This window comes from uncultured Chitinophaga sp., assembly GCF_937898475.1.
Lineage (GTDB): Bacteria > Bacteroidota > Bacteroidia > Chitinophagales > Chitinophagaceae > Chitinophaga.
Genome location: NZ_CALEJS010000016.1, coordinates 429618 through 451463, shown reverse-complemented (window position 1 = coordinate 451463; position 21846 = coordinate 429618). Strand labels below are relative to the sequence as shown.

The following is a 21846-nucleotide window of genomic DNA, read 5'->3' as shown; positions in this document are numbered from 1 at the left end:
TAGGTACTATTGGAGCTGTGAGTTTTTTTGTAACCAACCATTGCTAACGTGGCAGCAGGGCAAAGATATTGGGCGTAAACAGCATAGAAAATGAAGATAGATACGAATTAATAGCGGAGATTACGAATGGGGCTGATTCGTGAAAAACGGGGGATTAAATTCCAAAATCCAAAATCCAGATTCCAATCAATGCAGCGAAGGGATTGGCTTTCACAGTGTAGTCCCCGCAATTTGGAATCTGGACTTTGGAATTTGGATTTTGGAGTTTGGAATTGCTCATATCATAATATGAGCGCTACTCTACCTTCCACTCCAGTATGCCTGCGGCATGTTCTTTAGGCAGCTGCACCTGCATTCTTAACGCAGTAGTTTGCACAGGTGAAAAGTTGAGTGTATTGAAGGTGTCTTTTGCCGTCATATATTCATTCGAATGTTGTACTTCCTGCCATTGTCCTGCGGCGTCTTTATACAATACTTTCCAGGAAACAGGCAGGCGGCAACCGCCCCAGGGGCCATCATCATACCAGTATACCTGTACACGTGACACCTTTGCGGGTTTCTCAAAATCATACTGCACCCATTGTACAGTATCTTTCTTAGGCCACCAGTGATAGTAGGGAATACTGCCGTCATGCGAGTTGGCAGGTTCCAGCTGATCATTCAGCGCCATCAGTGTTTTGGTTTTATGAGAACCGCTTACTTTACTTTTTGATGCAACAGTAGGTGGCTGCAGTTTAGCCACTGCACCTGGTTTATCAGCCACCCATACCGTCATATCGCCGGCACCCCTGTTGGCCCACGCATAGTAGGGAATGGCCGTAACAGTGGCTTTGGCGTCTACTACCTTATCGCCTTTTATCACCTGTGTAAGGGCGGCGGTGCGGATCACTTCCACACCGTTCAGCAGGTCTGGCTGATAGGAGGTAGTTGCAGGACTATTATCGCTCACCAGCAAATGACGTACGGATGCGGCTTTGTTATCAGGCCATTCAAAACAGTATACTATAGGGCCACGTTGTATAGCTACCTTGTTGTTGTCTGCTGTTACCTGCCCGCTGGCTTTTACATAACGAACATCCATCGGGAAACCAGCCTGCACCTGGTCTCCTTTTGCCCATGTGCGGCGGATAATGGCATAACCATTTTCTGTAGTATACTTTGCCGGTTGGCCATTTACCGTAATGGTAAATTGCTTTGTTTCGGGTTTGGTAAAACTGTATAAGCCGCCGGGTATAGGTGCATCCTCCAGCCAGGCAGGAATGCGGATGGCCAGTTCAAAGGGCCCTTCTGCGGCGGCAGGTGTTATTTTGAACAACACATTGCCATCCCAGGGATAGTTGGTTTGCTGTTCAATATTTACTGCTTTATCCTGCAGTTTGATATCAGCGCTGCTTTGGATAAACAGGTTGGCATAAATGCGGTCTTTACCGGTGGCATACATATAACCCGGTACAGAAGGAATGAAGCGGCATACATTGCTGGGGCAGCAGGCGCAGCCAAACCATTCGCTTCTTCCATGCTGACCCATTGATTCCAGCGGGTTGGGATAAAAGAAGCGGTCTCCTTTTACAGATACACCGGAGATCATCCCATTATACAGTATCTGTTCCAGCACATCGTAATATTTGGCATCGCCATGTAAAAGGAACAAACGATAGTTCCAGTAAATGTTGCCGATAGAAGCACAGGTTTCGTTATAGGCGCTCATATTGGGCAGTTTGTAATCCGGTCCGAATCCTTCGTGCCCGGCTTCCGCGCCGATGCCGCCGGTGATGTAGATCTTATGATCAACGATATCATGCCAGATAGCATCCATGGCCTGGATATAGCCCTTGTCGCCCGTGAGCGCTGCTACATCTGCCATGCCGCTGTACATATAGGTGGCGCGTACGGCGTGTCCCACGGCACGTGTCTGCTGTGTAACCGGCGCCTGTGCCTGGTTATATTCTGTCCCGTTCTTACGGATATCCAGGAAATATTTCGCGAGGTCAAGATACCTTTTGTCGTTGGTTACACGATACATCTTTACCAGTCCCATTTCAATGATCTGGTGACCGGGATAGTAGGTTAATCCGCCTTCTACAAAATCATGGTATACCAGGTTGGCATTTTTGATGGCAATGTCCAGCAGGCTTCTTTTGCCGGTGGCCAGGTAATGCGCTACGGCTGCTTCATAGAGGTGGCCGCAGTTATACAGCTCATGGCTCAGGTCAGGATCTTTTTCCCAGCGCTTCGCCCCCGCCCATGCATGAAGTTCGGTGCTGTCTTTGGCAATGGTGCGGTTGGTATACAGGTAACCATCCGGCTCCTGCGCTTTGCTGATGTAGTAGATCAGTGTATCCAGCTGCGCTTCGAGTTGTTTGTCGGGATAGGTCTGCAGCGAGAAGCTGGCGCCTTCTATAATTTTGTAGATGTCTGTGTCGTCAAAAGGATATTCGGTTTTGAATTTCCCTTCTTTCAGTTTGCCGGCTATCAGGAAATTGTCTACCCTGCCCGTTTTATAACATTGTTCCAGGGCAATAGGAATAGTGACCTTGTAATTGTTGAGAATACGCGGCGCCCAGAAACGGTCTGTTACCTTTACAGCGGTAAACGGTACCGGCTGTATGGGATAGTCCTGCGCCAACAGCACAAAGCAGCTCATACAGCACAAGATAAGTGTCAAATACACAGTTTTTTTCATGTCAATATTTTTTGGTCGAGGCAAAACGATAGCCAATAAAATTATTCAGATACTTTTTGCCCTGGTGGCTATATTTTAACCAGTTACAGCTGAAAATTCTCTAAAAAGGCGTTCTGTGTCTGGCATCCGGCAGCATCGGCCCCTCAGCGTTCTGCTTTCGGCTTTCCGCATTTTGGGTGCTGTTTTCCGCGTTTCTGCTAATTTACGGATTTGTTCAATTCCGTACCTTCGCCAATATCGTACCCATAGACGGAACACTCCTGCTATGATGGTCCCTTACAGATCATAATACATTAGCGATGAACAAAGAGAAGGCAAGGCTGCAACAGCAAGACTGGAAAAAATGGGGCCCTTATGTAACCGCCCGTCAGTGGGGTACTGTACGGGAGGATTACAGCGAGGACGGCCGCGCATGGGAATACACCACGCACGATATGGCGCGCAGTAAAGCCTGGCGCTGGGGAGAAGAAGGTATTGGCGGCATCAGCGATGATCAGCAGCTGCTCTGTTTTGCACCCGCCTTCTGGAATAAGAAAGACCCCATCATCAAAGAGCGATTCTTTGGCCTGAACGGCCATGAAGGCAATCACGGCGAAGATGTAAAAGAGCTGTATTACTACCTGGATAATACCCCCGCACATTCCTATATGCGGATGCTGTATAAATACCCGCAGCAGGAATTTCCCTATACCCTGCTGGTAGAAGAGAACCGCCGCCGCTCCCGCCAGGAGCCTGAGTTTGAGCTGATGGACACCGGCATCTTTAACAACAACGCCTATTTCGACATCTTCATCGAGTATGCCAAGAACAGCCCGGAAGACCTCCTCATCAGGCTTACCATTCACAACCGCGGAAAAGATACGTCCGCACTCCATGTGCTGCCCACCATCTGGTTTCGCAATACCTGGTCATGGGGGTATGATGAGGAACTACCCTTCATTACATTAACAGCAAAGGAAAGTCTCCACATCGGGCATAAAAAGCTGGGCAATTACCACCTGTACTGCGATGACAACCCGGAAATATTATTTACCGACAACGAAACCAACTATCCGCGCTTATTTAACTTCCAGGATGGTAAGCGCTTCTATAAAGACGGCATCAACGATTACCTGGTTCATGGGCATACCCACGCCGTAAACGAAGAAAAGAACGGCACCAAAGCCGCCGCCAATTATGAGATGAGCATTGAAGCAGGCGGCAGCCGCTGCATTCGTTTACGACTGGTAAAAGGTGAAACAGATCATCCCTTCGGAGATTTTGACCAGGTATTCACTACCCGCCAGCAGGAAGCGGATGCTTTCTACCAGGACCTGCAACCCGGCCTGCTGGAAGATGAAAAGCTGGTACAACGGCAGGCTTTCGCAGGGCTTTTATGGAACAAGCAATTCTATTACTACTACGTAGACCAATGGCTGAAAGGAGATCCCGGGCAGCCAACGCCGCCTGCTCAACGCCTTAACGGCCGTAACACCAGCTGGAAACACCTCAATAACGAGGATATTATTTCCATGCCCGATAAATGGGAGTACCCCTGGTATGCCGCGTGGGACCTCGCCTTTCACTGCCTGCCGCTGGCCATGGTAGATGCGGCTTTTGCCAAAGAGCAGCTAAGCCTGCTCACCAAAGAATGGTACATGCATCCCAACGGAGAGCTGCCTGCCTATGAATGGGCTTTCAGCGATGTTAATCCCCCGGTTCATGCCTGGGCGGCCTGGCGCGTTTTCCAGATAGACCGCGAAGAAAATGGCAGAGAAGATGTGCCTTTCCTGGAATCTATCTTCCATAAATTACTGCTCAATTTTACCTGGTGGGTGAACCGCAAGGACGCCAACGGCAATAACATTTTTGAAGGCGGCTTCCTTGGACTGGATAACATCGGCATCTTCGACAGAACTGCGCCGCTTCCCAACGGCAATTACATAGAGCAGGCAGATGGCACCAGCTGGATGGCCATGTACTGTCTGAACATGCTGCGTATATCCCTGGAACTGGCTAAATACAATAAGGTGTATGCCGATATGGCCACCAAATTCTTTGAGCATTTCCTGTATATAGCAGGGGCCATCAGTTTAATGGGCGAAAAAGACCATGGCCTCTGGGACGATGAAGATGGTTTCTTTTACGATCAGCTGAAGATGGTGAACGATGGTGTGGAGCGCATCAAGGTAAGAAGCATGGTAGGCCTCATTCCCTTATTTGCCGTTGCCGTACTGGATGAAGAGATCTTTAAGACACAACCGGAGTTTACGGAAAGGCTGGACTGGTTCCTGAACTACAGGCCTGATCTGGCCAACCTCGTGAGCCGCTGGTATGAAGTGAAAAGCGGCAGAAAGCACCTCTTAAGCCTGTTACGCGGCCATCGCATGAAAAGAATCCTGCGGCGCATGCTCGATGAAACAGAGTTCCTCAGCGATTATGGCATCCGTTCTCTCAGCAAATACCATGAAGAGCATCCGTGTGAGCATTGGATGGACGGACAACTGTTTACCGTTGCCTATACGCCGGGAGAAAGCAATACCGCTATGTTTGGAGGTAACAGCAACTGGCGCGGCCCCGTATGGATGCCGGTCAATTACCTGATCATTGAAAGCCTGCGGCATTTTCATCACTACTACGGCGATGATTTCAAGGTAGAATATCCTACCAACAGCGGTGAATACCTTACGCTCAGGGAAATATCCAATGAGCTGAGTAAACGCCTTACACGCCTTTTTTTACGCAATGAACAGGGCAAACGGCCTGTGTTTGGCGATTATGAACAAATGCAGCAGGACCCGCACTTCAGGGATTATATCCTGTTCTATGAATATTTTCATGGCGATAATGGCCGCGGCTACGGAGCCGCCCATCAAACCGGGTGGACAGCACTGGTGGTAAAGCTGCTGGGCAGATAAAATATTTGCAGTGAACACTTCCTGCTTATTGGTTGTTTAATACTTCCAAAAAGCTATCTATGAAAGTTACGTTATCTCAAAAGTTCATTGCAGAATTGTTTGGTACCCTCGTACTGGTATTAATGGGCTGCGGCAGCGCCGTACTGGCAGGCAAGCATGTTGGCTTCCTGGGCATTGCCTTTGCATTTGGCTTATCTGTGTTGGCGATGGCTTATGCTATCGGTCATATTTCAGGATGTCATATCAACCCCGCTATCACAATCTCAATGCTGGCTACCGGCAAGATCTCCGGTAAGGATGCAGGCGCCTATATCATTGCGCAGATCATCGGCGCTATTGCGGGTGCAGGTATCCTTTACCTTATTGCGCAGGGCAAGGCAGATTATTCACTGGCGGCCAATGGCCTCGGACAGAATGGTGTGGGAGAAGGCTCGCCGGATGGGTATAACCTTGGCAGTGGCCTCATTGCGGAGATCGTGTTAACCACCATCTTCCTGGTAGTGGTGCATGGTAGTACCAGCAGGAATAACAGCAACGGCGGTTTCGCCGGCCTCGCCATCGGTCTTTCCCTGACGCTGATCCATATTGTAGGCATCCCGGTAACAGGCGTGTCTGTAAACCCGGCACGCAGTATCGGCCCCGCTCTTTTTGCTGGCGGCGCAGCGTTATCCAGCCTGTGGGTGTTCATTGTGGGCCCCATCATCGGCGGACTGTTAGGCGCTGGAATATGGAAACTGGTAGATAAGGAAACAGCTGCTAGCTACTAACTAAGCTATTAGCTGTTAGCAATTAACGCGGATGGATCAATGTTATCTCCATGTTAACCGCTAACAGCTAATAGCCAACAGCTCTATCACTGTGCATTTCTTATCCTCACAGGATCGTGTTCAAAGTAGGCTGTAAAATCAGCTACCATGGCGCGCCTGTTGGGATAACCGTTTTTGTAGGCGATGCTGCTAAGGCTGGCCTTTGTTTTTAAGAGCTGGTAGTATATGTTGTACATGCGCTGTTGCAGCAGGTAATCGCTCAGGGAGGTAGCGTAGGTGCGTTCAAAACCGGTGTTCAGTGCAGTCGCTGATATGCCAAATACGCCGGACAGTATTTCAAGAGTAAGCGGCTCCCGTTTGTTGGCCTCTACGTAGCTGAACACCTGTTTTATGAGGCTGTCATTGGTGGGGACTGGCTCTCCCCCTTCTTTAGCCAGCCGGAACCGGGCGTCCTGTATGGCGAAGTTCCGGAAAAGATCCACACAGCAGCGGTACAGGAAGCATGCTGCCTGCAGCTCCACATACCTGCAGCGGAATATGCGTTTCAGCATCCTGGAGCACACATCATTGATTTCATAAGGGGCCAGGTTCAGCGGGCCGTTTATGCCATCCAGCTGCAATTGTGCCAGGTGCTGCAGCTCAGGATATTTCTTAGCCAGTTCCGGTAATGTTTCCGGTCTTACGTTGATATGGAAGCTGAAGATCTTACATCCCAGATCCAGCGCAGCGCTATGAAAATCTGCATGCAGGCTGAAAAGGTTCACCTCTTTTGTTTTCAGCCTGAAAGGCCCCATACGGTCTATTACCGCGTCTATAGGATCTTCCTGCATGTAGTGCAGGGCAATGATGTGGCGGTGCGTACGCGGTTTCAGTACAATGTAATTCTTGGCCAGGATATCATGCCCCCAGATGGAAAACTCGTTGACCCGGATATGCTGACATAGCATGTCGCAATCCTCATCCTGGTAAAAATAAGCACGGAAATAAGGTAGCATGAGTTTCAGGTACTCCTCCGGGATCTCGGATAAGGGGGTATACTTATCGTCATCGCGCTCAATCAGCAATAACTTTTCGTAAGAGGGTGTTGACTGTTGTTCCATAACGCTGGTTTTTTAATGCGATAAATGGCCTTGTTCCATAATACAGGGGCTGGTTGCAGGTTTGGCAGAGATGAACAGGGCCTGCTCCGTTTTGGTGGCATTCCCATTATCAGAACTCAGGTGGAAACAAACAAATCAATCGGGCGCGTGTCTTTCTGAGATATATACGGCACATTCCGCGCCACAGATTTTTATCCGAAAGATTATTTCACGGCAAGTTTTCATCCAAGCTGCCGGGTTAATGCATTTCCTGCACTCCGGAAGCGTAAACTGGTCATGGTGAGACCGCGACCTTCATGGGAGCGCCAGGCGGTTTTTTAGGAGATCCCATTCTTATTCGTTCCCTATTGCATGTACTTACCTTGATGTTCCGTTCCTATAAAAGAAGGGATAAACAAGGGATGAGATAGGGATCAATAAGGGAATATATAGGAGACATCTCCTATCATACATAAGCCTGTACTAGGTTTCAGCCCTGTTTGGCGTAGGGGTTCATACGGGTAATACCCGGTAAACAGGCGGTAAAACAGCAAAAAACAGGTCTAAAAGACAGGGAAAGGGGGTAAACCGGACAAGAAATTGCCGGGAAAATGTTCCACCTGGAAAGGCAGAACCTGCAATATATGTTCAAATAACCATAAAGACACCATTAGGTAGTGAACCTAGCTGAGTGTTGACTGAAAGCGATGAAAAACCGTTTTTACCGGAGCAGTACCCACCCCTTCAGCGTGATGGGCGCCTGCTGCCGGAGGGAACAACGGAACCAGGCGTGAGTCGCCTTATATATAATTGAAAGCTTATGCGCTTAGCCGTGTTCGGGTGAATATTGAGGTGCACATGTTTTTGACCTGGCATAAAATTGCTGATAAAAGCACAAAAACCACTTATCCGGGCAGTACATTCTCCGGATCATTTCCGGACAATTTTGCGTTGCGGAGGGCCTGGGGGGACATTCGGTAATACCGCCTGAAGGCACGGTTAAAATTGCTGATCTCCGTATAGCCCAGTTCATTGGCGATCTCGGTGAGGGGCCGGCTGGTAGTGGAAATGAGGAACCAGGCGCGGGCCATGCATTGCTCCTGTACGTAGGCCGACAGGCTGATATTGAACAGCCGGTGAAAATGCCTGCTCAGCGTTTTCTCATGCATGTGGTGCTGCTTGGCCAGTCGTGCAAGCGTATACTGTATACGGGGACTGCTCCTGATTGTATCATGAATGCTGATAAGCAGCTCTTTATCCGGTACATTGGGCAGGGCCTCAAAATACTCCTGCTCTTTGATAGCCTTACCGTAGCTGGTAAGTATTTTCAGGATACCGGTTTTAAATTCCATCAGCAGGTAGCCGCCTGTTTCCCGGCTGCTGCGTATGGAGCTTAGTGTTTCCTGTACATTGTAATCCAGCGGGGCGGGGGCTAACATCTTGCCTTCCTTACTGGCGCTGGTTACGCGGTGCATCAACCCGGCTATTTCATGGTTGCTTTCTGCCATCTCTTCCAGCCAGGTATACTCCAGCTCCATATGGAGCGATTCTGCCGTTCCGGCTTCAAACCAGGCCTTGTTCATGCCCTGGGGCAGATAGATAAGCCCGTAGCGTAAGGGCTCCAGCAATACCTTTCCGAAGCCTGCCACATCTGCAAATACCTGTCCGGAGAGCATATGCCTTAAGGCAATGGTGGGCAGGCTGCAGGAAAAATACAGATGCACCGGTGTATCTATCAGGAAACGGTAGATGTATATACGATAGTGTTTATGCAGGAAAGACTGGGTTAATATGTGGCCGAATGCATATTGGCGGTACTGCCACGAACCCCAGGGCGCCAGGTCTTGCTGAAGATGAGCAGGTACAGGTACATCCTTACCCGGATCTTCCGTTTGCCTGGGGTTGATCAAGATATCCATCAGTTTCGAATTATAGTTGAAAGGGCCTTGCTATGTTGCTATACTACAGCCGGTCCTCCGCATGTGGCATGGTACCCTTACATGCGCATTAAAAACCTAATGAGCGCAATATTAATTAAATACTGCTGAAATGAAGCTGCAGTGGCGGCAAAACAGCAATGTGGCAAGTGGGGAAAGCAGGTTAACGAACCAGTACGGTTATACCTTTCTTGAATACTTTTTCCCCGGTTTCCTTGTGTGTGTAAGAAAGCATCCATACATAGGTGCCAATACCCTGCGGGCGGCCACCCAGGGTGCCATCCCATTTATGACGCCAGTCGTTTGTTTCAAATATCAGTTGTCCCAAACGGTTGTACACGGCAAATTTCAGGTTAATGGCCTTATAGCCGTTCAGCGGGTAGAGGTAATCGTTAATGCCATCGCCATTGGGAGAAAAGGCGGTAGGTACATCTATATAACAGCTGGGCACTACCTTAATGAAATGCGTAGCGGTATCAAAACAGTTCATGGCGCTTTGCGCAATGAGGCTGACGGGATAGTCGCGTTCATCTTTCAGCTGGGGATAGGTTTGCGGCAGCGGGTTGGCGCCGGTAGTCATGATACCATTGCCAAAGATCCAGCGGTAGCCAACAATGTTCTTGCCGGAGCTTTGGTTGGTGAAGCTGACAGCGTCCTGCGGACAAAGAATATCTGCTGAAGCGGAGAATGCCGCGTTGAGCTCATTATCCAGCAGGATACCCGTAGTAGCGGAGTCGCTGCAGGTACCGTTAGACACGGTGAGTTTGATAGTATGCTGCCCGAAAACGGAATATGTTTTAACAGGGTTTTGTTCGGTGCTGAAAGCCTCTCCGTCAGAATACCATTGCCAGCTGTTAACGCCGTTATTACCCGGGTGGCTGAGCCGCAGGGTATCGTATTCACAGTCCAGGCTCATGGTATAGGTAAAGTCTGCGTTCACGGTATCGGCGGTATTGAAGCGAAGGCTACTGCCCGTGGGACTGGCCTGCCAGCATTCACTGAGCAGGGTATTACCGTCGCTGCCGTTGCGCAGGGTAAGCTGATAAGCGCCGGCGGTTAATATGGTGTTAGACAGTATAAGTTCAATGGTATCTGTTAAACCGGCATTGCAGTTCCCTGCAGCGCTTCTTATGCTTACAGGCGTGGATCCGCTGAGGGTAAAATCGCTGCCGTTGGCAGCAATAGAGCTACAGCGTACTGGCTGGTTCAATACGATCTTTATCCGGTTAGGGCGGCAGCTCAGCGGCATTACATGATCCGGTAATGAAGGCAGTTGCTGCGCCACGGCAAACGGTGTGGGCGGTACGCCGTTGGCGGGTCCGCCGGCGTTATTACCGCAGGGATCCTGCACACTGTTGCCATCGGTACCGTGCTTCATGTTAAGCGAATAATTGCCGGCGGGCAGGGGGCCGCTCAGCGTGATCACAACGGAGTCGAAGTCGAAGCCATTGCCGCAGGTAGCGCCCCGGGCGCCGGTGATCACTGCACCGGGAGAACCGGTGAGGGCAAAATCGCTGCCATTGGCGGCCAGGCTGCTGCATTGCAGGCGTTTATTAAATTTTACCAGCAGGGCAGGCGTGGTACAATCGTAGGTTACGCGTTCTATCTGCGGCATAACGGGATCGGTTATACTGGCGGTGCCTCTGACAAATTCAAGATCATAACCGGCTTGTGTAGAGTCAAAATGGCTGATCATCAGCAGGTAGTCGCGCCCCTGGTAAATGGTGGGCATGGAGCTGAAGAGCGGGTTGCCGTAGCCGCCACATACTTCGCGCTGGGTACCTGCATCAGAAGCGCCGGTAACGCCGCCTTCGCCAGACCAGCCGGATCCAACAAAGAGGGCGTTATTGGTATATACTTCGCTCAGGGGACGGCCCGTCACATCAAACAGCTGCCAGTCATAATCTTCAGAAAGGTCATGCGGCGTAATGGTAAAGCCGAGGGTACCGGTGCTGTAACAGGTGAATTTGTACCAGAAGGGGTTTACGTCTGCATGATAGGCAGGGCAGTTCAGCGTGGGAATGAGCCTGCCGCCGCACACGGGTACGGCTACCTGGGTGAACTTTTTCTCGCCACATACAGGGAACGCTGTTTCCGGCGTCTGGCCAATGGTGGTACAGGGAGTAACTACCTGCGCATGGAGCTGCACAGTAGCAAAGAATATTAACAGGGGCCAGAGGACGTATTTCATTGTTGTGGCGATCAGACGGCTTTGGGATGAAAATATATAAAAATAAGGATAATTTTTGTCAGCAAGGGTGCTGACAGGTAAACGGTTAAGGGAAGAAAGAAGTTACAGGATGATGGGCGTTTATCAGTTTGTCATTAATCAATAACAATAGGCGTCAGTTCTCCGCGAAGCGGTGTTTCTATCATCTTCTTGGCTTCTTCCACCGGCAGTTCCTGTCCCAGTACGAACATCAGTTTGGTGATGGCGGCTTCAAAGGTCATATCGTGACCGCTGACCACGCCTATTTCCTTGAGGTACTGGCTGGTTTCGTAGCGGCCCAGTTCAACAGAGCCGCCATCGCACTGGGTAATGTCTACCACGATGGCGCCCTGTTGTATCACCTTCCTGAGGGCATCGATAAACCAGGGTTGCGTATTGGCGTTGCCGTTACCAAAGGTTTCGAGTACCACGCCTTTGAGTCCGGATACGCTGAGCGTAGCCTCTACCGCTTTGCGGGTAATGCCGGGAAATACTTTCAGCACCGTTACATTATCGTCCATATTCTTGTGCACCTTCAGCGGTGCAGCGGGATGGCTGAGCATGAACTGGTGTTTGTATTTGATATCGATCCCCGCTTCTGCCAGGGGCGGGTAGTTCATGGAGTAGAAGGCCTCAAACTTTTCGGCGTTATATTTCTTGGAACGGTTGCCGCGGAACAGGGAAAAGTCGAAATAGATGCAGACTTCGGGCACCATGGCATGGCTGTTCTGCCGGGTAGCGGCAATTTCCATGGCGGTGATGATGTTTTCCTTGGCGTCTGTGCGGATCTTGCCAATGGGCAGCTGTGAGCCGGTGAGGATCACCGGTTTGGACAAATTCTCCAGCATGAAGCTGAGGGCGGAGGCGGTGAAAGACATGGTATCTGAACCATGCAGTATCACAAAGCCATCGTAGCGGTCGTAACGGTCTTCTATAATGGAGGCCAGTTCTACCCAGATCTCGGGCTGCATATCTGAAGAATCTATCGGCGGGTTGAAGGCGTATACATAAAAGTCGATCCCCATCCGGTACAGTTCCGGCAGATTGTTTCGGATCTCATTAAAGCCGATCGGGCGTAATGCTTTTGTCTTTTCGTCGAAGATCATGCCTACCGTACCGCCCGTATAGATAATCAGAATTTTGCTCATTCTCTAAAACACCTGGATTGTGGCGCAAAGGTATCCACTAATCAATTAAATGGATTTGAATAATTTAAGGGCATTGCTCGTGGTTATAGCAGCCACTTCCTCAATTTTTAGATTTTTTACATTGGCGACAGTCTGCCCGATGAGGGGGATATAGGCGCTTTCGTTCCTTTTGCCACGGTAAGGTACCGGCGCCAGGTAAGGGGCGTCTGTTTCCAGTATAATATGCTGCAGGTCAACCTGTTCAACGATCTTGTCCAGTCCGGACTTCTTAAATGTGACCACCCCGCCGATGCCCAGGTAAAAACCCAGGTCTATTACCTCGCGGGCTTCTTCCAGGGTGCCGGAGAAGCAGTGGAACACGCCGCTGAGGGAACCATCCTGCAATGATCTTACTTCATCTATACACTGCCGCGTGCTTTCGCGGCTATGGATCACCACGGGCAGCTGGTATTGTTTAGACAGCTGCAGCTGTTCCCTGAACACCTGGTGCTGCAGGGCGGCATGGGTTTTATCCCAGTAAAAATCCAGTCCTATTTCTCCCACGGCAATAAAGGACCGTTTAGCCAGCCATTCCCGCACCAGGGCCATCTGGGTTTCCACCTGCTCATCTACATAGCAAGGGTGCAGTCCCATCATGGCGTAACATTTACCGGGATACGCTTCTTCCAGGGCCAGCATGCCCTCAATAGAATGACTGTCTATATTGGGTAACAGCAGTTTATGCACACCCATTTCCAGCGCCCGGGTTATCATTCCGGGCCTGTCCTGGTTAAATTCTTTCCCGTATAAATGCGCATGGGTATCAATCCACAACATAATATTCAATTAACACGTTAATAGGATGAATATTTAATAGAAAATATTTAAATTTGTAAAAATCGTAATATCATATTAAACCTTGGCACAAAGGTAAAGTCCTAAGAAAAACTATCCTCATGAAAAGCAATTTTTGTTTCAATCGCATTTTTGCCGTGGTTATCACGATGGTGGCAGTAGCTACTATCTTCTTTGCATGCAGCAAAAGTAACGACGGCGCTGCGGATCCCAAGACCGATGAAAATGATAATAAAGCGATTGCCGCCGCCACTTATGAAGCGCAGGCCAGTGCATTGTATGATGACCTGTTCGATGTGGCGCTGCAGGGTGCAGAAGCTGAAGGTTACCAGTCTGATGCCCGTTTAGCCCCCCGGGACAAGAAAAATGGGAAAATAGGTACCTGCTGGGTATCTACCGTAGACGATGCTACGCCGGGCAGATGGCCTAAAGAGCTGACCATGGACTTCGGTACCCAATGTGCAGGTGATGATGGCCGTGTACGCACGGGTAAAGTACACCTGACCATCAGCAATTTTATCCTGCTGCCTGGTGCTACTGTTACGATTGAGCCGGAGAACTATACGGTGAACGGTATCAAACTAGAAGGTAAAAAAATAATTACCAACCTGAGCAACTCCAACGGTTTCAGCTATAAAACAGAAGTGATTGACGGTAAACTGACACTGGACTCACAGGTTTTCGGCTATACCAGCAATAAGACCATTACACAAACAGATGGTGCCGCCACGCCGCTCTATACAAATGATGATATATACAGTGGAACAGGTACCGCTACCTTAACTTTACCCGGTGGCAGCAGTGTTACCTATACTGTTAAAGAACCGCTGGTAAAAGCCCTGAAATGCGCGTGGATCGGACAAGGTACTGCCGATGTTACCATTGACCAGATCACCGCCACCATCAACTATGGCGCCGGTCTTTGCGACGACTCCGCTACTATCAGCATCGGCGACAAAGTGAAAGGCATACTTATGAAGTAAAATTCCAAGTACCAAGTATCAAATTCCAGAACACAAGCAACAGATCCCAAATTCCAAACGATAGCCGGAAGTTTCCGCAGTCTGGAATTTGGGATCTGCTGTTTTCAGTATTGCCGGGCTGAACCTGAATCTTGCTATCTGGTATTTGGTACTTGGTATTTGTACTTGGTATTTACTATTTACCCCGGTATAGCCTCCATGGCCCATTGTTGTTGCTTACAATATTCCAGCACACGGGGAAGGGCATACGAAAGGCGGTCCCATGCTTTGGCGCTGTCATGAAATACGATAATTGATCCGGGTTGTGCCCTGAACACTACGTTCTGCACGCAGGCTTCGCCGGTGAGGCTGGTGTCAAAATCGGCGCTTAATACATCCCACATAATGATCCTGGCGCCGGGGATGGTATCCTTTAGTTTCTTTACCTGGAAGGGTGTTATACGGCCATAAGGGGGCCTGAACAAGGGAGACTGAATATATTTACCTGCTTCCAGTATATTTTCCAGGTATTTACGGGTGCCTGTTTTCCAGCCGTTAAGGTGGTTATGGGTATGGTTACCTACGGCATGACCTTCCTCTAATAGCTGCTGGTAGATCTGCGGGTGCGCTACCACATTTTTGCCGATACAGAAGAAAGTGCCTTTGGCGTCATATTTCTTCAACTGTTCCATCACGAAGGGAGTAGCCTCCGGGTGGGGGCCGTCGTCAAAAGTAAGGTACACCGCCCGGCGGGCCGGAGAGAGCTGCCAGGTGCAGCCGGGGTAGAGGGCTTTCAGGATGCCGGGTGTTTTTGTGAGATAGAACATGCGTATTCGTTTATAGTGCCAATAGCCAACAGCTGACAACTAAATTACTACCTTTGCGCCTATGGAACACAAAAAAGTAAGGGTACGTTTTGCGCCCAGCCCAACAGGTGGTTTGCACCTGGGCGGCGTACGCACGGTTTTATTCAACTACTTGTTTGCCCGGCAGCATAAGGGCGATTTTGTGCTGCGTATAGAAGATACGGATCAAACCCGTTATGTAGCGGGCGCTGAAGAATATATCATAGAATGCCTGCGTTGGTGCGGGCTGGAGGCAGACGAAGGGCCGCACAAAGGCGGGCCTTATGCCCCTTACCGGCAGAGCGAGCGGAAGGAAATGTACCGCCAGTATGCAGAGCAGCTGGTGAAGAACGGATATGCCTATTACGCATTTGATACACCCGAAGAACTGGAAGAGATGCGCAGCCGCCTGAAAACGGAGGAGCATCCATCCCCCCAGTATAATCATATTGTCAGGCAGCAGATGCGGAACTCGCTGAGCCTGCCGGCGGAAGAAACGGAAAAGCTGCTGGCAGCCGGTACCCCGCATGTAATACGTATCAAGATGCCCGCCAGTGAGGAGGTCTCTTTTACAGACATGATCCGCGGCGAGGTACAGTTCAACACCGGTACGGTAGACGATAAAGTGCTGCTGAAGGCAGACGGTATGCCTACCTATCACCTGGCGGTAGTGGTGGATGATTACCTGATGAAGATCACACATGCTTTCCGCGGGGAGGAGTGGCTGCCTTCTGCGCCTGTACATATCCTGCTGTGGCGCTACCTGGGCTGGGAAGCAGATATGCCGCAGTGGGCGCATCTGCCGTTGATACTGCGCCCTGACGGAAATGGTAAGCTCAGCAAACGCGATGGCGACCGTTTAGGCTTCCCCGTATATGCCATGAACTGGCTGGATCCGCGCAGTAATGAATTTACCCGGGGCTTCCGTGAAATGGGCTACCTGCCCGAAGCGTTTGTGAACATGCTGGCGATGCTGGGATGGAATGACGGCACAGAGCAGGAGCTGTTCACACTGGACGAGCTGGTAGAAAAGTTCTCGATGGAACGGGTGCACCATGCAGGCGCCAAGTTCAATATTGAAAAGGCCAACTGGTTCAATCACCAGTATATACTGAAAGCAGATAACCAGCGGCTGGCAGCATTGTTTATGCCCGTGCTGAAAGAGAAAGGTGTGCAGGCATCTGAAGAATATGTGGCTACTATCGCCGGACTGGTAAAGGAACGTTGCAATCTTGTAAATGAAATATGGGATCATGGCTTCTTCTTCTTCCGGCAGCCGGAAACCTATGACACAGCGGCGGTAAAGCCCAAGTGGAGTGAGGTAAAGCGCCAGTTCTTCCTGGACTGGGCATCTGTACTGGAAACGCTGTCAGATTTTTCACTGTCCGCCGTGGAAGAAAGCTTTAAGCAGCTGGCCACTTCCATGAATATTAAAGTGGGTGAGCTGCAGCTGCCCTTCCGCATTATGCTTTGCGGTGGCAAGTTTGGTCCGCCGGTATTCAACATTGCAGAAACCCTGGGCAAACATGAAACCATTGCCAGGATCATGAAAGCATTACCGGCATTTGATGCGTGAATGCAGTTTGAAAGTTTAACAGTTTAAAAGTTAGAAGGCGGCCTGTCGTGACGGGCCGCCTTCTAACTTTTAAACTTGCAAACGCTCAAACTATTATTTTGCTTTTACGCTTTGGTTTTTTGTTGCTTCTTTCGCCCAGGTATCTTTTAAGGTAACGGTACGGTTAAATACCAGTTTATCGGCGGTGGTATCCTGGTCTACACAGAAATATCCTTTGCGCAGGAACTGGAACCTGTCGCCTGCTTTGGCGCTGGTAAGGGACGGTTCTATATAGGCGTTGGGTATTACCTGTAAGGAATCGGGATTGATGTAGGATTTAAAATCACCCTCTTCATTACCCGGATCATCCACCTTAAAGAGGCGGTCGTACAGGCGTACTTCTGCGGTAGCGGCATGTGCGGCGCTTACCCAGTGAATGGTGCCTTTTACATTGATGCCGCTGGTGTCTCCACCGCTGCGGCTTTCGGGCAGGTAAGAGCAGAAGATGGTGGTGATGTTGCCTGCAGCATCTTTTTCCACGTTGTCGCATTTGATGATGTAGGCATACTTCAGGCGTACCAGCTGTCCGGGGGCCAGGCGGAAGAATTTCTTGGGCGGGTTCTCCATGAAATCTTCCCGCTCTATGTACAAGGTATTGCTGAAGGGAACGATGCGTTTACCGGCGGCTTCGTCTTCCGGGTTATTTTCCGCTTCCAGCTCCTCTACCTGGTCTGCCGGGTAATTGGTGATCACCAGCTTAACAGGGTCCAGTACGGCCATTACGCGGTTGGCGGTACGGTTCAGTTCTTCCCGTATAAAATATTCCAGCAGTCCGATTTCGATGATGTTATCGCGTTTGGCCACTCCTACCCGGTCGCAGAAAGCGCGGATGCTGGCGGCGGTATAACCGCGGCGGCGCAGAGCGCTGATGGTGGGCATGCGGGGATCGTCCCAGCCGCGTACAAAGCCTTCTTCCACCAGCTGTTTCAGTTTACGCTTGCTCATTACCGTGTAGTTCAGGTTTAAGCGGGCAAACTCGTACTGGTGGGAGGGGAAGATCTCCAGCTTTTCAATGAACCAGTCGTACAGCGGGCGATGCGGTACAAATTCCAGTGTACAGATGGAGTGGGTGATATGTTCGATGCTGTCGCTCTGGCCATGTGCAAAATCGTACATGGGATAGATGCACCATTTATCGCCGGTACGGTGGTGATGCGCATGTTTAATGCGGTACATAATGGGATCGCGCATGTGCATATTGGGCGAGGCCATATCTACTTTGGCGCGCAATACTTTTTCGCCGTCCTTGTACTTGCCATCGCGCATTTCCCCGAAGAGGCGCAGGTTCTCTTCCACGCTGCGGTTGCGGTAGGGGCTGTCTTTTCCGGGTTCGGTAGGCGTGCCTTTCAGGGCGGCTATCTCTTCCGGAGTGGAATCATCCACATAAGCCAGACCTTTTTTGATCAGGGTTACCGCGAATTCGTATATCTGTTCAAAATAGTCGGACGCATAGAGCTCATTGGCCCATTCAAAGCCCAGCCAGCGTATGTCGGCCTTGATAGAGTCTACATACTCGGTGTCTTCTGTAACGGGATTGGTATCGTCAAAACGAAGATTGGTCTGGCCATTGTATTTACGGGCAAGGCCGAAGTTGAGGCATATGGATTTGGCATGGCCTATATGGAGATAGCCATTGGGTTCAGGCGGGAAACGGGTATGTATCCGGCCGCCGTTGACGCCGTTTGCTATATCATCTTCTACAATCTGTTCTAAAAAGTTGAGTGACCTTTCTTCGCTCATATCTAAGAGGTTGTGATTTTCGGAACTGCAAAGGTAAGTAAAAATCAGCTCTTAGCTTTTAGCGGCCGGCTTTTAGCGGGCTAAGTGCAATGGGCTAATAGCCAAGCGCTAAAAAATGCTACATTTACCCACGCAACAATCAAGAAAATGATCAACCCTTTAAATCGCCCGGTACGGGTATTGGTAGCAAAAGTTGGCCTGGACGGCCATGACCGGGGGGCCAAGGTAATAGCCGCCGCCCTGCGGGACGCCGGTATGGAAGTGATCTATACCGGGCTCAGACAAACGCCGGAGATGGTGGTAAATGCGGCGCTGCAGGAGGATGTGGATGCTATAGGCATCAGTATATTATCCGGCGCCCATATGACGGTGTTTCCCAGGATTATGGACCTGATGAAAGAAAAAGGCATGGATGATGTGCTGCTGACAGGTGGCGGCATCATACCCGATTCCGATATGCAGGCCCTGCAACAGCTGGGGGTAGGCAGGTTGTTCCCACCCGGCACCAAAACCGGCGAAATAGCGGGCTATATCACCGGCTGGGTGGCTGAGCACCGCAATTTCTAGCACAGCATCGCAATAAACAAGGTTGTACAAATAAAACCAAGCTTTATGTATCAAACGATCAGCACTACCTTAACAGATGAGATCCTAATCATAACGATCAACCGCCCGGATAAGATGAACGCCTTAAACCAGCAGGTAATGGCTGAACTGGCGCTGGCGGTGGATGAAGTATACAAGCGGAAAGAGATCAGGAGCGCCATTATCACCGGCAGCGGTGAAAAGGCTTTTGTAGCTGGGGCAGACATTGCAGAGTTCCTGACCCTCTCTGCGGAGCAGGGAGCGGAGCTGGCCAAGAAAGGGCACACTATTTTCCAGCGTATAGAAGAATGTCCCAAACCTATTATAGCGGCCGTAAACGGCTTTGCCCTGGGCGGTGGCTGCGAGCTGGCGATGGCCTGCCATTTTCGTATGGCCAGCAATAACGCAAAATTCGGTCAGCCGGAAGTGAACCTGGGACTGATACCCGGTTATGGCGGTACGCAGCGCCTTTCCCTCCTGGTAGGTAAAGGCCGCGCCATGGAACTGATGATGACCGGTGATATGATCAGCGCCGAAGATGCCCTGAGCATAGGCCTGGTGAACCACGTAACAGAAAAGGAAGCCCTGCTGGACAAAGCAAAGGAAATACTGAAAAAGATACATAGTAAAGCCCCCCTGGCCGTAGCCCGGGTGATCAAATGTGTTCACGCCGCACTGGACAAGGACGTTGATGGCTTTGCAACGGAGATAAATGAGTTTGCTGCATGCTTTGCCACAAAAGATCTGCAGGAAGGAGCGGAGGCGTTTGTGCAGAAGAGGCAAGCGAGATTTACGGGGGAGTAACCGCCCACTGATGTAAACATTTGATTGTAAATATAATTTTACACTTTCCCGGAAAGTGTTGATATTCGTATCAACAGAACTCGCCACGCTACCCGTAAGATCAGCGTCCCAGGGCGAGGCTTTTTTATATATGGCAACCCCGTACACCAAGCCAACCACGACTATATCGAAACAAATCGAACTACTGCGTCAACGCGGTGTCGGTTTCACTACGCTCATGGGTTTTATTCCTGGCCGGGAGCAGGAGAAATTATGGCAATAGCTTAGTTGCGCTGTTAGTATTCCTAATTCTTTATTAGGTTTGTAATTCAAAATTCAAGCATATGGAATTCAGAATAGAGAAAGACACGATGGGCGAGGTGAAAGTACCTGTGAACGCCTATTATGGCGCACAGACCCAGCGCTCCATCGATAATTTCAGGATCGCCCAGGATATTAACAGGATGCCCAAAGAGATCATCAGGGCATTTGCCTATCTGAAGAAAGCGGCTGCGCTGACCAACCTGGATGCAGGCGTACTGCCCGAGGAAAAGGCAACGCTGATCAGTAAAGTGTGCGATGAGATCCTGGAAGGTAAACTGGACAATGAATTTCCCCTGGTGGTATGGCAAACCGGTTCCGGTACCCAATCCAATATGAACGTGAATGAAGTGGTGGCTTACCGTGCGCATGTGCTTAACGGCGGCCAACTGACAGATAAGGATAAGGTGGTGCATCCGAATGATGATGTGAACAAGTCACAGTCTTCCAACGATACCTTCCCTACCGCCATGCATATTGCCGCTTACAAAATGCTGGTGGAGGTAACTATACCCGGCATCACCAAACTGCGTAATACACTGGCAGCAAAAGCCGCTGCCTATAAGAACGTGGTGAAAATAGGCCGTACGCATTTTATGGACGCTACCCCGCTCACTGTTGGACAGGAACTGAGCGGATATGTGTCACAACTGGATCATGGCTTGAAAGCCATTAAAAATACGCTGGCCCATCTGAGCGAGCTGGCGCTGGGTGGTACCGCAGTTGGTACCGGTATTAATACACCGAAAGGTTATGCGGAGAATGTAGCGAAGAAGATCGCAGAACTGACCGGCCTGCCCTTTGTAACGGCTGAAAATAAATTTGAGGCGCTGGCAGCGCACGATGCCATCGTAGAGGCCCATGGCGCTTTGAAAACAGTAGCGGTGAGCCTGATGAAGATTGCCAATGATATCCGCATGCTGAGCTCCGGTCCCCGTTCCGGTATCGGTGAGCTGTTCATCCCGGATAATGAGCCCGGTTCTTCCATCATGCCCGGTAAGGTGAACCCTACCCAGTGTGAAGCGCTGACCATGATCGCTGCACAGGTGCTGGGCAACGATGTGGCCATTAACATTGGCGGCGCCACCGGTCACTTTGAGCTGAACGTATTCAAACCGGTAATGATCTATAACTTCCTGCACAGCGCCCGCCTGATAGGTGATGGCTGCGTAAGCTTCAACGACAAGTGTGCAGAAGGCCTGGCCCCGATAGAAGCCAATATCAAAAAGCACGTGGATAATTCACTGATGCTGGTAACAGCGCTGAACACCAAAATAGGCTATTACAAAGCTGCGGAGATTGCGCAGAAAGCGCATCATGAAGGCACTACCCTGAAAGAAATGGCGGTGAAACTGGGATATGTTACACCCGAGCAGTTTGACGAATGGGTAGACCCCGCGAAGATGGTGGGAGAGATAAATATTTAATTAGTAGTTAAGGA

At 50.1% G+C, this 21846-nt stretch carries 15 protein-coding genes; 7 read left to right on the top strand and 8 right to left on the bottom strand.

Annotated features, from left to right (window positions below):
- Positions 1-295: 295 nt before the first annotated feature.
- Positions 296-2665, bottom strand: coding sequence for a beta-L-arabinofuranosidase domain-containing protein (locus Q0577_RS11705; protein ID WP_298736382.1), 2370 nt, complete (start codon positions 2663-2665; stop codon positions 296-298).
- A 317-nt stretch (positions 2666-2982) separates the two neighbouring features.
- Between Q0577_RS11705 and Q0577_RS11700 the strand changes: the two genes are divergently transcribed.
- Together Q0577_RS11700 and aqpZ are read left to right on the top strand one after the other, a co-directional pair.
- Positions 2983-5580 (top strand): glucosidase, encoded by a 2598-nt coding sequence (locus Q0577_RS11700; protein ID WP_298736380.1) that lies wholly within the window; start codon positions 2983-2985, stop codon positions 5578-5580.
- A 59-nt stretch (positions 5581-5639) separates the two neighbouring features.
- Entirely contained in the window at positions 5640-6347 is a 708-nt protein-coding gene (aqpZ, locus tag Q0577_RS11695) for an aquaporin Z (protein ID WP_298736378.1), read from the top strand.
- 86 nt (positions 6348-6433) lie between these two features.
- Here aqpZ and Q0577_RS11690 read toward each other — a convergent pair whose 3' ends face one another.
- From Q0577_RS11690 to Q0577_RS11670, 5 genes are all read right to left on the bottom strand, one after another.
- The gene (locus Q0577_RS11690; RefSeq protein ID WP_298736376.1) at positions 6434-7447 is read right to left on the bottom strand and encodes an AraC family transcriptional regulator; all 1014 of its coding nucleotides are present in this window, start codon (positions 7445-7447) and stop codon (positions 6434-6436) included.
- A gap of 884 nt (positions 7448-8331) precedes the next feature.
- Positions 8332-9345, bottom strand: a complete 1014-nt coding sequence (locus Q0577_RS11685) for an AraC family transcriptional regulator (RefSeq protein WP_298736374.1) — start codon at positions 9343-9345, stop codon at positions 8332-8334.
- A 181-nt stretch (positions 9346-9526) separates the two neighbouring features.
- Positions 9527-11554, bottom strand: coding sequence for a gliding motility-associated C-terminal domain-containing protein (locus Q0577_RS11680; RefSeq protein ID WP_298736373.1), 2028 nt, complete (start codon positions 11552-11554; stop codon positions 9527-9529).
- Positions 11555-11688: 134 nt separating this feature from the next.
- On the bottom strand, positions 11689-12720 hold the full coding sequence (locus Q0577_RS11675) for an asparaginase (RefSeq protein ID WP_298736370.1): 1032 nt from the start codon (positions 12718-12720) through the stop codon (positions 11689-11691).
- Between the two features lie 45 nt (positions 12721-12765).
- Positions 12766-13536 (bottom strand): TatD family hydrolase, encoded by a 771-nt coding sequence (locus Q0577_RS11670; protein ID WP_298736368.1) that lies wholly within the window; start codon positions 13534-13536, stop codon positions 12766-12768.
- Positions 13537-13655: 119 nt separating this feature from the next.
- Between Q0577_RS11670 and Q0577_RS11665 the strand changes: the two genes are divergently transcribed.
- Positions 13656-14537, top strand: a complete 882-nt coding sequence (locus Q0577_RS11665) for a hypothetical protein (protein WP_298736365.1) — start codon at positions 13656-13658, stop codon at positions 14535-14537.
- 179 nt (positions 14538-14716) lie between these two features.
- Here the strand turns inward: Q0577_RS11665 and Q0577_RS11660 are convergent, their stop codons facing one another.
- Positions 14717-15343: a polysaccharide deacetylase family protein gene (locus Q0577_RS11660; RefSeq protein ID WP_298736362.1), complete on the bottom strand. Its 627-nt coding sequence runs from the start codon at positions 15341-15343 to the stop codon at positions 14717-14719.
- 61 nt (positions 15344-15404) lie between these two features.
- On the opposite strand from Q0577_RS11660, the gene gltX reads away from it, so the two are divergent.
- Positions 15405-16937, top strand: coding sequence for a glutamate--tRNA ligase (gene gltX / locus Q0577_RS11655; RefSeq protein WP_298736359.1), 1533 nt, complete (start codon positions 15405-15407; stop codon positions 16935-16937).
- Positions 16938-17030: 93 nt separating this feature from the next.
- On the opposite strand, the gene Q0577_RS11650 is transcribed toward gltX, so the two are convergent.
- Positions 17031-18716: a glutamine--tRNA ligase/YqeY domain fusion protein gene (locus Q0577_RS11650; protein WP_298736357.1), complete on the bottom strand. Its 1686-nt coding sequence runs from the start codon at positions 18714-18716 to the stop codon at positions 17031-17033.
- A gap of 147 nt (positions 18717-18863) precedes the next feature.
- Here Q0577_RS11650 and Q0577_RS11645 point away from each other — a divergent pair, with 147 nt between their 5' ends.
- From Q0577_RS11645 to fumC, 3 genes are all read left to right on the top strand, one after another.
- Entirely contained in the window at positions 18864-19283 is a 420-nt protein-coding gene (locus tag Q0577_RS11645) for a cobalamin B12-binding domain-containing protein (RefSeq protein WP_298736355.1), read from the top strand.
- A gap of 45 nt (positions 19284-19328) precedes the next feature.
- A complete protein-coding gene (locus Q0577_RS11640; RefSeq protein WP_298736352.1) occupies positions 19329-20105 on the top strand; it encodes an enoyl-CoA hydratase-related protein in 777 nt (258 codons plus the stop codon).
- Positions 20106-20428: 323 nt separating this feature from the next.
- On the top strand, positions 20429-21832 hold the full coding sequence (gene fumC / locus Q0577_RS11635) for a class II fumarate hydratase (protein WP_298736349.1): 1404 nt from the start codon (positions 20429-20431) through the stop codon (positions 21830-21832).
- Positions 21833-21846: the final 14 nt, after the last annotated feature.